This is a genomic window from uncultured Agrobacterium sp., assembly GCA_913777615.1.
Classification (GTDB): domain Bacteria; phylum Pseudomonadota; class Alphaproteobacteria; order Rhizobiales; family Rhizobiaceae; genus Agrobacterium.
Window position 1 is genome coordinate 290,199 of the sequence record CAJYTK010000022.1, and the last position, 14,374, is coordinate 304,572.

General features: G+C 58.5%; 13 protein-coding genes. 10 read left to right on the plus strand and 3 right to left on the minus strand.

What is annotated here, in order from left to right; all coding sequences use genetic code 11:
• Nucleotides 1-23 precede the first annotated feature (23 nt).
• A complete protein-coding gene (locus QZ862_RS20885) occupies nucleotides 24-458 on the minus strand; it encodes a MarR family transcriptional regulator (protein WP_296101605.1) in 435 nt (144 codons plus the stop codon).
• A 304-nt stretch (nucleotides 459-762) separates the two neighbouring features.
• Nucleotides 763-1,146: a hypothetical protein gene (locus tag QZ862_RS20890; protein ID WP_296101606.1), complete on the minus strand. Its 384-nt coding sequence runs from the start codon at nucleotides 1,144-1,146 to the stop codon at nucleotides 763-765.
• Nucleotides 1,147-1,236: 90 nt separating this feature from the next.
• Between QZ862_RS20890 and polA the strand changes: the two genes are divergently transcribed.
• The 10 genes from polA to QZ862_RS20940 all read left to right on the plus strand — a co-directional run bounded on the left by polA (nucleotide 1,237) and on the right by QZ862_RS20940 (nucleotide 13,138).
• Entirely contained in the window at nucleotides 1,237-4,227 is a 2,991-nt protein-coding gene (gene polA / locus QZ862_RS20895; RefSeq protein WP_296101673.1) for a DNA polymerase I, read from the plus strand.
• 174 nt (nucleotides 4,228-4,401) lie between these two features.
• Nucleotides 4,402-5,124, plus strand: coding sequence for a DUF1868 domain-containing protein (locus QZ862_RS20900; protein ID WP_296101607.1), 723 nt, complete (start codon nucleotides 4,402-4,404; stop codon nucleotides 5,122-5,124).
• Between the two features lie 188 nt (nucleotides 5,125-5,312).
• Nucleotides 5,313-5,498, plus strand: a complete 186-nt coding sequence (rpmF, locus tag QZ862_RS20905; RefSeq protein ID WP_016556742.1) for a 50S ribosomal protein L32 — start codon at nucleotides 5,313-5,315, stop codon at nucleotides 5,496-5,498.
• A 218-nt stretch (nucleotides 5,499-5,716) separates the two neighbouring features.
• Nucleotides 5,717-7,540 (plus strand): sensor histidine kinase, encoded by a 1,824-nt coding sequence (locus QZ862_RS20910; protein ID WP_296101608.1) that lies wholly within the window; start codon nucleotides 5,717-5,719, stop codon nucleotides 7,538-7,540.
• Entirely contained in the window at nucleotides 7,537-8,898 is a 1,362-nt protein-coding gene (locus QZ862_RS20915; RefSeq protein ID WP_296101609.1) for a sigma-54 dependent transcriptional regulator, read from the plus strand. The genes QZ862_RS20910 and QZ862_RS20915 overlap by 4 nt, the downstream gene beginning before the upstream one ends.
• A gap of 217 nt (nucleotides 8,899-9,115) precedes the next feature.
• Complete coding sequence (locus QZ862_RS20920) at nucleotides 9,116-10,099, plus strand: tripartite tricarboxylate transporter substrate-binding protein (RefSeq protein WP_296041086.1); 984 nt, start codon at nucleotides 9,116-9,118, stop codon at nucleotides 10,097-10,099.
• Between the two features lie 133 nt (nucleotides 10,100-10,232).
• Complete coding sequence (locus QZ862_RS20925; protein ID WP_296015783.1) at nucleotides 10,233-10,694, plus strand: tripartite tricarboxylate transporter TctB family protein; 462 nt, start codon at nucleotides 10,233-10,235, stop codon at nucleotides 10,692-10,694.
• Between the two features lie 9 nt (nucleotides 10,695-10,703).
• The gene (locus QZ862_RS20930) at nucleotides 10,704-12,209 is read left to right on the plus strand and encodes a tripartite tricarboxylate transporter permease (protein ID WP_296101610.1); all 1,506 of its coding nucleotides are present in this window, start codon (nucleotides 10,704-10,706) and stop codon (nucleotides 12,207-12,209) included.
• A gap of 115 nt (nucleotides 12,210-12,324) precedes the next feature.
• The gene (locus tag QZ862_RS20935) at nucleotides 12,325-12,537 is read left to right on the plus strand and encodes a SlyX family protein (RefSeq protein WP_062599116.1); all 213 of its coding nucleotides are present in this window, start codon (nucleotides 12,325-12,327) and stop codon (nucleotides 12,535-12,537) included.
• 46 nt (nucleotides 12,538-12,583) lie between these two features.
• Nucleotides 12,584-13,138, plus strand: a complete 555-nt coding sequence (locus tag QZ862_RS20940; RefSeq protein WP_296101612.1) for a DUF924 family protein — start codon at nucleotides 12,584-12,586, stop codon at nucleotides 13,136-13,138.
• 66 nt (nucleotides 13,139-13,204) lie between these two features.
• Here the strand turns inward: QZ862_RS20940 and dnaJ are convergent, their stop codons facing one another.
• Nucleotides 13,205-14,341: a molecular chaperone DnaJ gene (gene dnaJ, locus QZ862_RS20945; RefSeq protein ID WP_296015776.1), complete on the minus strand. Its 1,137-nt coding sequence runs from the start codon at nucleotides 14,339-14,341 to the stop codon at nucleotides 13,205-13,207.
• Nucleotides 14,342-14,374: the final 33 nt, after the last annotated feature.

The following is a 14,374-nucleotide window of genomic DNA, read 5'->3' on the forward strand; positions in this document are numbered from 1 at the left end:
CAGCAGTTTCGAGCCGGAAAATATCATCTTTCGGATTTGGCCGCCTCAACGGCCCGCGACATATATTCGAGCAGCAATTGCCGCTCGAACTTCAAAAGGTCCTTGAGCAGCGCCTCTTCCGTTTCGTTCGAAGCGGCGATCGCCGCCTCTTCCAAAGCGGCCCCCGCTTGCGTCAGCATGATGATCTGAGAGCGGCGATCAGTGGGATGGGGCTTTCGCTCGACAAGGCCATCGCGCTGCATGCGCGCGAGAGTATTGGCCAGCGTCGCCTGCTCTATGTCGACCCGGTCGAGCAACTGGCGCTGCGTCAACCTGTCCTCCTTCCACAGTTCCAGCAGAACGGGAAACTGGCCAGGCGAGAACCCAAGCTCTGCTGTGCGTCTTTGCAGCGCAAGCGAAAAACCTTTTGCCAGTTGCGCCGCAAGATAGGCTACCGAGTCCTGTCGAGAAAATCCCATCGGGCAGATCGTCCGGATCATTTACATATCGTACGATGTACAGCGGCATGCTTTCGCGAGGCATGCGCGAGCCAGGAGGACGCGCAAAAGAAAACCGCCATGACCGGGAGGGGACGGTCATGGCGGCCATATTGAGGGACAAAGGCCCGGAGAGGGGGAAAGGCCTTTGTCCGGTCTGACGCGGCGGGGGACGAGCCAGCTATCAGACTACGGCGTGATCAGTCGCCGTCCTCTAAGAAATGAGGCGGCAAATGCGGCTTTTCAAGGGAAGAACGGATTACAAATCGGTAACGTTCCGGTGAGATTATTTGGCGTTATTTCTGCGCTTTTGCTGAAGCCAGGTGATGCCTGTCAGCGCACCACCAATCAGAGCCGTCATCCCAATAAAGGCCATCACCATGCGGGCGGCGGTACTATCGGCATGAGCGACGATGATGACGACAAAGCCGGCCAGGAGTGCTGCGTCTGCGAACTGAAACTTTGCCACTTCCCACATATTTGTATTCACTTCGGGATTATCGGGAAAATACGTGCGCAGACCTTTGGTCGCCAGCAGGTAAAGGGGAACGATGGCCGTCTTTGCCGCTGTCAATGAGGCGGCATCACCCAAGAACCAGGATGTTGCAGCAACACCCGCCATCAGGACGATCGAAACGAGCAAGGCCGTTGTGGTAGATGTTGTATGCATCAAGAACCTCGCGAGACCGTGGAAGAAACTTGCTGGGTACTTGAGGGCGACGATAGACCTTTTTGCCGTCTCGCGCTATCCATGCTTCCCATGAAAAAAGGCGATCATCTCTTCCTCGTGGACGGCTCCGGTTTCATTTTCCGCGCTTTCCATGCCATCCCCCCGCTCAACCGCAAGTCCGATGGATTGCCGGTCAATGCCGTGTCCGGCTTCTGCAACATGCTGTGGAAGCTGTTGAAGGATGCGCGCAACACCGATGTGGGGGTGACGCCAACGCATTTTGCGGTGATCTTCGATTATTCCTCAAAAACCTTCCGCAACGAGCTTTACGATCTCTACAAGGCCAACCGCTCCGCCCCGCCGGAAGATCTCGTTCCGCAATTCGGCCTTATCCGCCATGCGACCCGCGCCTTTAACCTGCCCTGCATCGAGACCGAAGGCTTCGAGGCCGATGACATCATCGCCACCTATGCCCGCCAGGCGGAAGCGATCGGTGCGGATGTCACCATCATTTCCTCCGACAAGGACCTGATGCAGCTCGTCACGCCCAATGTGCATATGTACGACGCGATGAAGGACAAGCAGATCGGCGTGCCGGACGTCATCGAAAAATGGGGCGTGGCCCCGGAAAAGATGATCGACTTGCAGGCGATGACCGGCGATTCCACCGATAATATTCCGGGCATTCCCGGCATCGGGCCGAAGACGGCGGCGCAATTGCTGGAGGAATATGGCAACCTCGATACGCTGCTGGAGCGCGCGGGCGAAATCAAGCAACAAAAGCGCCGGGAAAACATCATCGCCAATGCGGAACTGGCCCGCCTCTCCCGTCAGCTCGTTTCGCTCAGGACCGACGTGCCGCTGGAGCTTGCGCTGGATGCGCTGACCCTTGAGCCGCAGGATGGCCCGAAGCTCATCGCCTTTCTGAAGGCGATGGAGTTTACCACGCTGACACGCCGCGTGGCGGAAGCGACCGGCGCCGATGCCGCCGCGATAGAACCCGCGCATGTTCCGGTGGAACGCGGCGCGGAGGCCCATGGTCCTGATCTCGATGCTATCACGGATGCGCCGGATGCTGCATCCGTTCCGCTTGGCGAAGAGTCCGTGTCCGATGTCGGCGCCGTTCTCTCCAAAGCAGAAGGCGATACGCCGCAGGCGCTAGCCTCCGCGCGCGAAACCATATTCGCCGCAGCCAAGATCGATACGACCGCTTACCAGACCATCCGCAGCATCGAGGAACTGGATCGATGGGTCGCCATGGCGCGAGAGACGGGCGTGGTTGCCTTCGATACCGAGACGACCTCGCTTGACCCAATGATGGCGGAGTTGGTCGGTTTCTCGCTGGCCATTGCCGATAACAGCAAGAATGCCAGGGGTTCGGATATCATCGCAGCCTATGTTCCCTTGACTCACAAGACGGGCTCCGGCGGCGATCTTTTCAGCGATGGCATCAAGCTGGCCCCCGACCAGATTCCTTTTGAGCTGGCGCTTTCACGGCTAAAAGACCTTCTCGAAGATCCGGCGGTTCTGAAGGTCGCGCAGAACCTCAAATATGATTACCTGCTCGTCAAGCGCCTCGGCATCGTGATGCAGAGCTATGACGATACCATGCTGCTCTCCTACGTCTTGGAGGCGGGCAAGGGCGCGCATGGCATGGATGCGCTTTCCGAGCGCTGGCTCGGCCACAAGCCGATTGCCTACAAGGACGTCGCAGGCTCGGGGAAATCCGGCGTGACCTTCGATTTCGTCGATATCGACAAGGCCACCGCCTATGCCGCCGAAGATGCCGATGTGACATTGCGGCTCTGGATGGTGCTGAAACCCCGCCTCGTCGCTGATCGTCTGACGAGCGTCTACGAGCGGCTGGAGCGACCGCTGGTGCCGGTTCTGGCCCATATGGAAGAGCGCGGCATTTCTGTTGACCGACAGATCCTGTCGCGGCTTTCCGGCGAACTGGCCCAGAAGGCCGCTGCCTTCGAGGAAGACGTTTACGAGCTTGCCGGCGAGAAATTCAATATCGGTTCGCCTAAGCAGCTTGGCGACATCCTGTTTGGCAAGATGGGCCTGCCGGGCGGTTCCAAGACCAAGACCGGTCAATGGTCAACCTCGGCCTCCGTGCTGGAAGACCTTGCTGCCGAAGGCATGGAGCTTCCGCGCAAAATCGTTGACTGGCGCCAGCTGACCAAGCTCAAATCCACCTATACGGATGCGCTGCCGGGTTACATTCATGCCGATACCAAAAGGGTGCATACCTCCTATTCGCTGGCCTCGACGACGACTGGGCGTCTATCCTCGTCGGAACCCAACCTTCAAAACATTCCAGTGCGCACCGCCGAGGGCCGCAAGATCAGGACGGCCTTCGTTTCGACCCCGGGCAACAAGCTGCTGTCTGCCGACTACAGTCAGATCGAACTGCGCGTCTTGGCGCATGTCGCCGATATTCCGCAGTTGAGAAACGCCTTCGAAAACGGCATCGATATTCATGCGATGACGGCATCGGAAATGTTCGGCGTGCCGGTGGAGGGCATGCCATCGGAAGTGCGTCGCCGCGCCAAGGCGATCAACTTCGGTATCATTTACGGCATTTCCTCCTTCGGTCTTGCCAATCAGCTCAGCATCGGCCGCTCTGAAGCGGGTGAGTACATCAAGAAATATTTCGAGCGCTTCCCCGGCATTCGCGACTATATGGAAAACACCAAGGCCTATGCCCGCGAGCATGGTTATGTCGAGACCATCTTCGGCCGCCGCATTCACTACCCTGAAATCAAGTCGTCCAATCCGTCGGTAAGGGCATTCAACGAGCGCGCGGCAATCAATGCGCCGATCCAGGGGTCTGCGGCCGATATCATCCGTCGCGCCATGATCCGCATGGAACCGGCACTCGAGCAGGCGAAACTTTCCGCCCGCATGCTGCTTCAGGTGCATGACGAACTGATTTTCGAGGTCGAAGACAGCGAAATCGAAAAGACGCTGCCTGTGGTCGTCTCCGTCATGGAAAACGCCGCCATGCCCGCCATCGACATGAGGGTGCCGCTCCAGGTGGATGCCCGGGCCGCCAGCAACTGGGACGAGGCGCACTAAAAGCGACGTGCGTCCTATTATGGGACGCACAAAGGAAGCTTTACCTGTTTGAATCGACGCGACGTGCTTTCCGAAAATCGGGTCCGATTTTCGGGCCGCTGCTGTGACATTTCGAATGTCATGTGCCTGTCGCCCATGAGGCGTAGGGGAAGGCTTCTATCAAGGAGCCCTCCCATGCACGCCCCGTTCGTTTCGCCACAACTTTCCGCCTTCTCGACCACCCATCACACTGCACCACCCCGACATCTGGGAACGCGCTATTCTCCCGAGGGAGAATTTCTGCCTGAGCCGGGCAACACGGTCGTCTGCCATCTGGTCGAAGGTTCGCCGTCTCAACAGGCGATCATTGCCGCCCGTCAGCGGCTTCTCGATATGCCCGAGGCTTCGACCCACCTCGCCTTCACACCCGTCTCCAGCCTGCACATGACGGTGTTTCAGGGCATCATCGAGCATCGCCGCGCCTGGCCATACTGGCCGAAGGAGATGCCGGAAGACAGCACGATCGACGCGATGACGGCGTTTTACCGTGAGCGCCTCGCAGAATTTCTTAAGCTGCCAGCCTTCAACATGCAGGCAACATCGGTCACGCCGCTCGGCCTGATCCTGAAAGGGGTAACCGAGGTGGATGACAGGATCATCGCTGCATGGCGTGACGCCTTTGCCGAGGCCTTCGGTTATCGTCATCCCGATCACGAGACTTACGAATTCCACATTACATTTGCCTATGCCCGCCGCTGGTTCGAGCCGGAGTGCCTGCCACGCTGGCAGGCAATGCTGGATGACTGCCTTGAAAAATTGCGTGCGTCAGCGCCGGTCATCGAAATGCGCCCGCCAGCCTTCTGTGCATTTGCCGACATGAACCACTTTGAGGAGTTGCTTGTCTTCGATCCCATCTGATATGGATGGGTCGGACGGATGCCGATTTTCGATTGCGTCGGTATCTCGCGAAAAAATGTGCGTCGGGGCTGGTCAAAGCCCCGCAGGGCATGTATAAGCGCGCCAAATTTCCGATATCGAGACATGCGACATTCGGCCTATGGTTCTGGCCGGTTCCCGTGTTTCGCCGCTTCAGTGGAGTAACACAAATGGCAGTTCCTAAAAGAAAAACGAGCCCGTCCAAGCGCGGTATGCGCCGTTCGGCAGACGCCCTCAAGGCAGCAACCTACGTCGAAGACAAGAACTCCGGCGAACTGCGTCGCCCGCACCACATCGACCTGAAGACAGGCATGTATCGCGGCCGTCAGGTTCTGACGCCGAAGGAAAGCGCATAATCAGCGCTTCTTGATGCGATTGCATGACGAACGAGCCGGCCTTTGGGTCGGCTTTTTTGTTGCCTTCTCCTGCCGTCGCAATGCCGCTTGGAAAAAAACGAACCCGCACATACTATCCTCAGCAGGAGGACGGTTTTTTGCAGCATGTCGCGCAAAGGTGGTCACCGGTTTTGCGGCAACGACGTGCGACAGAAAAACCGTCATGTGGAGGGGTTTGAGTGAGATATCGGTGGGTCGGCATCCTTCTGCTTTGCCTTGGTCTGTGCGGCTTTGCCTTCACCAAGGGACGGGAACTGCTGGCGGAGAGTTATCTCAACGAGGCTGCCGAACAGGGTGGAACGACGTTACGGCTCGCGGTCTCTGCACTTGGCGGGCATCTGAGCCGCTACGAGCCGCTTCCCGCACTGATGGCCGACCACGACGATATCGAGGAGCTGGTTGCCCACCCGGAGGATCAGCGCCTCAGGCAGCGCGCCAATATCTATCTGAAGTCGATCAACGACCTTCTGAAATCCTCCGACATCTATATCATGACGCTGGACGGCGAGACGATTGCCGCCAGCAATTATGATGGCCCGGCAAGCTTCATCGGGCAGAATTTCAGCTATCGCCCATATTTCCAGGATGCCGCCAAGGGCCTGCAGTCGCGCTTCTTCGCGCTGGGGACAACCTCACACAAGCGCGGCTATTATTTCGCCTCTCCCATCCTGTTCAACGACGTCATCAAAGGCGTCATCGTCTTCAAGGTGGATATTGAAGGCATCGAGGCCTCCTTCGGCACCGGCGAAAATCGCATCGTCGTCACCGATCCGGAAGGCATCATCTTCATGACCGGTGTGCCGCAATGGCTCTATTCGGCGGTCCTGCCGCTGACGCCCGATAGAATTGCCAGAACCGAAGCCTCGCGCCGCTATGCGGATGCCAAGCTCAGCCACTTGCCGGTGACCGAAGGCATCTTCACCAGTCATCGGTTGATGACGATCCGTGAAGGGCAGCAGGACAGGGAATATCTTGTCCTTTCGCAACCCATGCCGGAAGCAGGCTGGACGGTGAATGTGCTGATGGATACCGGCTCGGTGCGCACGCAGGTGCAGACGACGATGCTGGCGGCCTTGCTCTGTTTTGGCCTGGCAGGCGCGCTGCTTGCGGCTATGCTGCAAAGACGCAGGCGCCTGCAGGACCGACTGGTGCATCAGGCGGAAGCCCAGGCAGAGCTGGAGCGACGGGTGGAGGAACGCACCGCAGACCTGGCGCGGGTCAACCGCGATATCAAGCGGGAGATTGCCGAACGCCGCCAGACGGAAAAGCAGCTGCGAAAAACCCAGAAGGATTTGATCCAGGCGGGCAAGCTTGCAGCCCTTGGCCAGATGTCGGCCGCCCTTTCCCACGAGTTCAACCAGCCGCTTGCCGCTGCCAAGACCTATGCCGAAAGTGCGTCACTGCTGATCGAACGCGGGCGCGTCGAGGAGGCGAGCTCCAATCTCTCCCGCATCTCCGCCCTGATCGACAGAATGGCTTCGATCAGCAGGCACCTGCGCAACTTTGCCCGCAAGCCCAATGAACATGTCGGTCCGGTTCCGCTCGACACGGTGGTGGCCGATACGCTCGAAATCGTCAGCGCAAGGTTGAAGGCGGCGGATGCGCAATTGCATGTGGCGCTTGGACCGGAGACGCTGTTGGTCAAGGCCGGACCGGTGCGTCTACAGCAGGTTCTCGTCAACATCATCTCCAATGCCGCCGATGCGGTAGAGGGGCTGGACGACCGGCTTATCGATCTCACCGCACAAAAGAGCGACAACAAGGTGATCGTTTCGGTGCGCGATCGTGGCCCCGGCGTGCCGCCCGCGATCATGGAGCGCATCTTCGACCCGTTCTTTTCGACGAAAGGCGTCGGCAAGGGCTTGGGTCTCGGCTTGTCGATCTCCTATAATATCGTCAAGGATTTTGGCGGGCGGCTTGTCGTCACCAATCTGGAGGACGGCGGCGCGCGATTCGATATTGAACTCGACGCAGAAACACCGATGGAGATTGCCGCGGAATGAGCGTGTCCCGCGTATTGCTGATCGATGACGAAGAGGATTTGCGCCTTTCCACAGCCCAAGCGCTGGAGCTTGTAGGCCTCGATGTCGTCACCATCGACAATGCCGACCATGTCTTTGAGCTGATCGGCTACAGTTTCGATGGCGTGATCGTCAGCGATATCCGCATGCCCGGCATCGACGGCATGAGCCTGCTGCAGAAGGTGCGGGAGCTGGATGCCGAAATTCCGGTGATCCTCGTGACCGGCCATGGCGATGTGCAGCTGGCGGTCAGCGCCATGCGCAACGGTGCTTACGATTTCATCGAAAAACCCTTCAGTATTCACTATCTCGCCAGCATCATCAAACGCGCCATGGATCGGCGCTCGCTTGTGCTGGAAAATCGCCGCCTGCGCGCCGTTGCCGGAAAGCGCGACGACCTTGAAACGCGCCTGCCCGGACGCACTCAAGCCATGGTTGATCTGCGCTACCGCATCCGCGCCATAGGAGCTGCCGATGCCGATACTTTGATCATTGGCGATACCGGTGCGGGCAAGGAGGTCGTGGCGCGGGCGCTGCACGATATCAGTGCGCGTGCCGACCGTCCCTTCGTTGCCATCAACTGCGCGGCTCTGCCGCAGCATTTGATCGAAAGCGAACTCTTCGGTCATGAAGCGGGTGCCTTTCCAGGAGCGCTCAGAGCCCGCTACGGCAAGTTCGAGCATGCGCGTGGTGGCACCATACTTCTCGACGAGATTGGCTCCATGCCGCCCGATATGCAGGGCAAGCTGCTGCGCGTCCTTCAGGAGCGCACCATCACGCGCCTCGGCTCCAACGAGACAGTAGAGCTCGATGTCCGCTTTATTGCCACGAGCAAGACGGACCTGGCGCAGGAAGCACTTGCCGGGCGCTTCCGGCAGGATTTGCTTTATAGGTTGAATGTCGCGACCATCCGTGTCCCGTCACTGGCGCAACGGCAAAGCGATATTCCCCTGCTTTTCCTACACTTGGTGAGAGAAGCCGCCGCGCGCTACGGGCGCGACGACATGGAGGTCCCGTCCACCATCATTTCATCGCTTGCTATGCGTGAGTGGCCGGGCAATGTCCGTGAGCTGAGAAACGAAGCGGACCGGTTCGTTCTTGGCCTCGATGGTCGTTCTGGCGAAGGATCGCAAAGCGATCCACTTGGGAGTCACGGTCTTTCCGCCAAGGTAGCGGAATTCGAAAAGGGCATTATCGCAAGAACAATCGCGACCCATAAAGGCAATCTGAAAGCCGTCTATGAGACGCTCGGAATATCGCGCAAGACGCTCTATGAAAAAATGCAGAAATACGCTTTGACCAAGAACGCTCCCATCGACGAAGACATGACGAACTCCTGAGTTTGCTCTCTTCTTATCGTCATGGGTAGAAATCCACCCACGTCATGACACCAATGTTTCGGATTCCACCCATTCGGACCGTTAGCCGACACTCTTTTAAAGATTTGTTTTCCTCCCTCAATTGCGTGACGCGCGATCTCGACTGCAAATGAACTTACCCCGGCGAGCGCAGAGGAGTGCGTTTCGTTGCTGAGGCCATATTCATCGGGAGGAAAAGATGAAACTTCTGAAATCCGTCACGGGTGCAGTTGCTGCCGCCGCCGTATCGCTCTTTGCGCTTTCCGCAGCCGCACAGGATTATCCTGGCCGCAACATCACTATGGTCGTGCCATTCTCCGCGGGTGGTCCGACGGATACCGTGGCACGCCTCGTTGCTGAATCCATGTCCAAGGATCTCGGCCAGCAGATCATCGTCGAAAATGTTGGCGGTGCAGGCGGAACGCTGGGTGCAGGTCGCGTGGCATCCGCTGATCCGGACGGCTACACCATCCTTCTGCATCACATCGGTATGGCCACCAGCGACACGCTTTATCGCAAGCTGGCCTACAAGACGCTCGACGCCTTCGACTATGTCGGCCTCGTGACCGAAGTTCCGATGACGATCCTCTCGCGAAAGAACCTCGAGACCAAGGACCTGAAGGGCCTGATCGACTACGCCAAGGCAAACAAGGATACGGTTACCGTCGCCAATGCCGGCATCGGCGCTGCCTCTCATCTGTGCGGCATGCTGTTCATGAGCGCAATTCAAACGCCGCTTGTGACTGTTCCCTACAAGGGTACGGGCCCGGCAATGACCGACCTTCTTGGCGGCCAGGTCGACATCATGTGCGACCAGACCACCAACACCACAAAGCAGATCCAGGGCGGCACCGTGAAGGCTTATGCGGTCACGACACCGGCGCGCCTCAGCGTTCTGCCAGACGTGCCGACGGCAACGGAAGCGGGCCTGCCCAACTTCGAAGTTGGCATCTGGCACGGCATCTACACGCCGAAGGGCACGCCTGCCGCTGTGAATGAACGTCTCTCCAAGTCGCTTCAGGTCGCACTGAAGGATCAGAATGTTGCCGCACGTTTTGCCGAGCTCGGTACAACGCCTTCACCGGAAGCGGATGCAACGCCTGCCGCGCTAAAGGCAAAGCTCGAAAGCGAAATCGCACGCTGGAAGCCGGTCATCGAATCCGCTGGCCAATACGCCGACTAATCCTGCCTGAGGCCGGGGATGACCGATGTCCTCCCCGGCGTCCGCTTGAAAACGACAGCGATCCTTAAAGACCTCATCGAACTCTACAGACATCGGGCCAAAGAGTGGCACTGATGCACAGGCGGGGACGACCATGAAATCAGTCAGTTTCGATGCCACAGAAGCCATCTGCGGCGCAATTTTTATCTGCCTCGGCATCTTCTTTGCTTGGCAAGCCTATGATCTTGATCTGGGAACGACATTCCGCATGGGGCCGGGCTATTTCCCGCTTGCCCTGTCCTTGATCCTCATATTGCTCGGCGGCGTCATTTTTCTTCGCGCCGGCAAGGTTGCAAACGAGCCGATGACCTCCATTGCTTGGCGCGGCATCTTTTTCATCCTGCCGGCACCGATCTTCTTCGGCCTGACGGTGCGTGGGCTGGGTTTCGTGCCGTCGCTGTTCCTCAGCGCTCTGATCGCCTCGTTTGCATCGCACAAGATGAAACCAATGATGGCCGTCCTGCTCTCCGCTGCGATCACGGTCTTTTCGGTTCTCGTCTTCAATTACGGTCTTGGCCTGCCTTTCCAGCGCTTCGGCCCTTGGCTCAACTTCTGAGGTCGCGTCATGGAACTCTTCGATAATCTGGCGCTTGGCTTTTACACGGCCTCAACGCTTCATAACCTGTTCTTCTGCCTGATCGGCGTACTGCTCGGAACGCTCATCGGCGTTCTGCCGGGTATCGGCGCCACCGCAACAATCGCCATGCTGCTGCCGATCACTTTCCAGCTTGAGCCCGTTTCCTCGCTGATCATGCTCGCCGGCATCTATTACGGCGCGCAATATGGCGGCTCGACCACGGCTATCCTGATCAACATGCCGGGTGAATCTTCCTCCGCCGTGACGGCCATCGACGGCTACCAGATGGCGCGCAAGGGCAAGGCGGGCGCAGCTCTTGCAATTGCTGCCATCGGCTCCTTCTTTGCGGGCACGGTCGCGACCTTCCTCGTGGCAGTATTCGCTCCGCCGCTGACGGCGATTGCTCTCGAGTTCGGCGCGGCGGAATATTTCTCGCTGATGGTCGTCGGTCTCGTCTCATCCATCGCTCTGGCGCACGGCTCCATCGTCAAGGCGCTTGCAATGGTCGTGCTCGGCCTGCTGCTAGGCCTCGTCGGTACTGATATCTATAGCGGCACACCCCGCTTCACGCTTGGCATCCGCGAATATGCAGATGGCCTGAACTTCGTAGCGGTTGCCGTGGGCGTCTTCGGTATCGCCGAAATTCTGCGCAATCTGGAAGACGAAAAAACCCGTACCGTGCTGATGGCAAAGGTTTCCGGTCTCCTGCCCACCAAGGATGACTTCAAACAGATGGTTGCGCCCGTCCTGCGCGGAACTGTTATCGGCTCGGCGCTGGGCATCCTGCCGGGCGGTGGGGCGATCCTTGCGGCATTCGCCTCCTATACCGTGGAAAAGCGCGTCTCGAAGAAGCCGGAAGAATTCGGCCATGGCGCGATCGCCGGCGTGGCCGGTCCGGAATCGGCCAACAATGCCGGTGCTCAGACCTCCTTCATCCCGCTTCTGACCCTTGGCATTCCTGCCAACCCGGTCATGGCGCTGATGGTCGGCGCAATGATCATCCAGGGTATCGTTCCAGGCCCGAATGTTGCGACCGAGCAGCCGGCGCTCTTCTGGGGCATCATCGCCTCCATGTGGATCGGCAACCTGATGCTGGTGGTGTTGAACCTCCCGCTCATCGGGCTCTGGGTGAAGCTTCTGACGATCCCTTACTACGTGCTGTTCCCGATCATCATGGCCTTCTGCGCCATCGGGGTTTACAGCGTCAACTCCAACGTCTTCGATCTCTATGCCGTCGCCTTCTTCGGCTTCATCGGGTACGCCTTGGTAAAACTGCGCTGCGAGCCTGCACCGCTGCTGCTCGGCTTCGTGCTTGGGCCGCTCCTGGAAGAGAACCTACGGCGTGCGATGATCCTGTCGCGTGGCGATCCAAGCACCTTCGTCACCAGGCCGATCAGCGCCACGCTGCTTCTGATCGCCCTTCTGGTCCTCGTTGTCGTCTTTCTGCCGAGCGTCAAGAAGAAGCGCGAAGAGGTTTTCCAGGACGAAGGCTGATGTAGTCTCACGCTTTACAGCATACCATCACTGGCCGGGCACCATGTGTCCGGCCTTTGTCTTGTTTATGCTTTATAAAACTGCGAAAGCAGCGTGAGTGAAAACGGAGGTCTTCATGGCAGATCACAACGAAGCGCGGATCATCGCTTTGGAAGAGACGGTGGCATACCAGGCCAAGACGATCGAGGAACTGTCCGATCAGTTGGCTGAGCAGTGGAAGGTCGTCGAGCAGACCCGTGCGAAGCTCGATCGTCTCACCGAGCGGTTCTTGAGCCTTGAGGAGCAGTCGCTCGACGCGCCAGCCATAACCAAGCCGCCGCACTACTGATAGCGCAGATGCGCGCCAGCAGAGACCGAGACATTGAGGAACTGACATGACAGAAATCGCGATACCCACACCAGCCGCCGAAGTCCTGTCCTTCTGGAACGAGGCCGGCCCGGAAAAATGGTTTGAGAAGAACGCCCATTTCGACAGTTCCTTCCACGCCCGCTTTCACGATCTGCATTTCGCCGCTGCTCGTCAGGAACTGACAGACTGGCTCGATGCGCCGGAAAGCAGCCTCGCGCTCCTGCTTCTCCTCGACCAGTTTCCCCGCAACTGCTTCCGCGGTACGGCGCATATGTATGCGACCGATCCGCTGGCGCTGCATTATGCCCGCGATGCCATTTCGCGCGGTCATGATGTGGCGATCGATCCCGAATTGCGGATCTTCTTCTACCTGCCCTTCATGCATTCGGAAGACCTGGCCGATCAGGAGCTTTGTTGTAAACTGTGCGAGCCTCTGGGCGAACGCTACCTGCCCTTTGCCATTGAACATCGCGACATTGTCCAGCGTTTCGGCCGCTTCCCACATCGCAACGACATCCTGCTTCGCAAGACGACAGCTGAAGAACGTGTCTTTCTCGATGAAGGCGGCTTCGCTGGCTAAGACAAACAAAAACGCCACCAACCTCTGGGGGTGGCGGCGTCCGAACCATTTGAGCGGCAAAAAGCGTTAGCCGTCGAAAAATTCCTTCATCCGGGCAAAGAAGCCCGTCGATTCCGGATTGTTGTCCTTCGAAGAGATTTCCTCGAATTCCTGCAACAATTCGCGCTGACGCTTGGTCAGCTTCTGCGGTGTTTCGATCTGGATCTGGATGTAGAGATCACCCGTCTGTGCCGAACGCAGAACCGGCATGCCTTTGCCCTTCAAGCGGAACTGCTTGCCTGGCTGCGTGCCTTCCGGCACCGTCACGCGGGACTTCGTTCCATCCAGTGTCGTCACATCGAATGTACCGCCGAGCGCTGCCGTCGTCATCGAGATCGGTACTGCGCAATAGAGATCCGCGCCATCGCGCTGGAAGAACTCATGCGGACGCACCGACAGGAAGATGTAGAGGTCTCCCGAGGGGCCTCCGCGCATTCCTGCTTCGCCTTCGCCTTGCAGGCGGATGCGGGTTCCGTCCTCGATACCGGCTGGAATGTTGACCGAGAGCGAGCGTTCTTCCGTCACACGGCCCTGACCGTGGCACTTGGTGCAAGGATCGGTGATCGTCTGGCCGCGACCATGGCAGGTCGGGCAGGTGCGCTCCACCGAGAAGAATCCTTGTGCTGCACGCACACGGCCCGAACCCTGGCAGGTGCCGCAGGTCTTGGGGCTGGTACCGGGCTTTGCGCCGGAGCCGGAACAGACATCGCAGGTTATGGATGTTGGCACCCTGATCTGCGCGGTCTTTCCGGTGAACGCCTCTTCCAGAGAGATTTCCATGTTATAGCGCAGATCGGCGCCACGCTCGCGACCGCCGGATGAACGACGCGCACGGCCACCGCCCATCATCTCGCCAAAAATGTCTTCGAAAATGTCGGAGAAACCACCGTTGGCAAAACCGCCACCGCCGAAGCCCCCGCCTCCGCCCATGCCGCCCTGCTCGAAGGCTGCGTGGCCAAAGCGATCATAAGCTGCGCGCTTTTGCGGATCTTTCAGCGTTTCATAGGCTTCGTTGATTTCCTTGAACTTCTTCTCGGATTCCGCGTCATCGGGATTTTTGTCCGGATGATACTTCATCGCAAGTTTGCGGAAGGCGCTCTTCAGCTCCTTTTCATCGGCGGATCTGCTCACGCCCAATGTCTCGTAAAAGTCTGCTTTCGCCATGAAGATAACACACCCCGAAATGGATTTCCGGCT

Excerpts from the sequence above, each read along its gene's own strand:
- QZ862_RS20885 (WP_296101605.1), bottom strand. The coding sequence starts at position 458 with ATGGGATTTTCTCGACAGGACTCGGTAGCCTATCTTGCGGCGCAACTG.
- QZ862_RS20890 (WP_296101606.1), bottom strand. The coding sequence starts at position 1,146 with ATGCATACAACATCTACCACAACGGCCTTGCTCGTTTCGATCGTCCTG.
- polA (WP_296101673.1), top strand. The coding sequence starts at position 1,237 with ATGAAAAAAGGCGATCATCTCTTCCTCGTGGACGGCTCCGGTTTCATT.
- QZ862_RS20900 (WP_296101607.1), top strand. The coding sequence starts at position 4,402 with ATGCACGCCCCGTTCGTTTCGCCACAACTTTCCGCCTTCTCGACCACC.
- rpmF (WP_016556742.1), top strand. The coding sequence starts at position 5,313 with ATGGCAGTTCCTAAAAGAAAAACGAGCCCGTCCAAGCGCGGTATGCGC.
- QZ862_RS20915 (WP_296101609.1), top strand. The coding sequence starts at position 7,537 with ATGAGCGTGTCCCGCGTATTGCTGATCGATGACGAAGAGGATTTGCGC.
- QZ862_RS20920 (WP_296041086.1), top strand. The coding sequence starts at position 9,116 with ATGAAACTTCTGAAATCCGTCACGGGTGCAGTTGCTGCCGCCGCCGTA.
- QZ862_RS20925 (WP_296015783.1), top strand. The coding sequence starts at position 10,233 with ATGAAATCAGTCAGTTTCGATGCCACAGAAGCCATCTGCGGCGCAATT.
- QZ862_RS20930 (WP_296101610.1), top strand. The coding sequence starts at position 10,704 with ATGGAACTCTTCGATAATCTGGCGCTTGGCTTTTACACGGCCTCAACG.
- QZ862_RS20935 (WP_062599116.1), top strand. The coding sequence starts at position 12,325 with ATGGCAGATCACAACGAAGCGCGGATCATCGCTTTGGAAGAGACGGTG.
- QZ862_RS20940 (WP_296101612.1), top strand. The coding sequence starts at position 12,584 with ATGACAGAAATCGCGATACCCACACCAGCCGCCGAAGTCCTGTCCTTC.
- dnaJ (WP_296015776.1), bottom strand. The coding sequence starts at position 14,341 with ATGGCGAAAGCAGACTTTTACGAGACATTGGGCGTGAGCAGATCCGCC.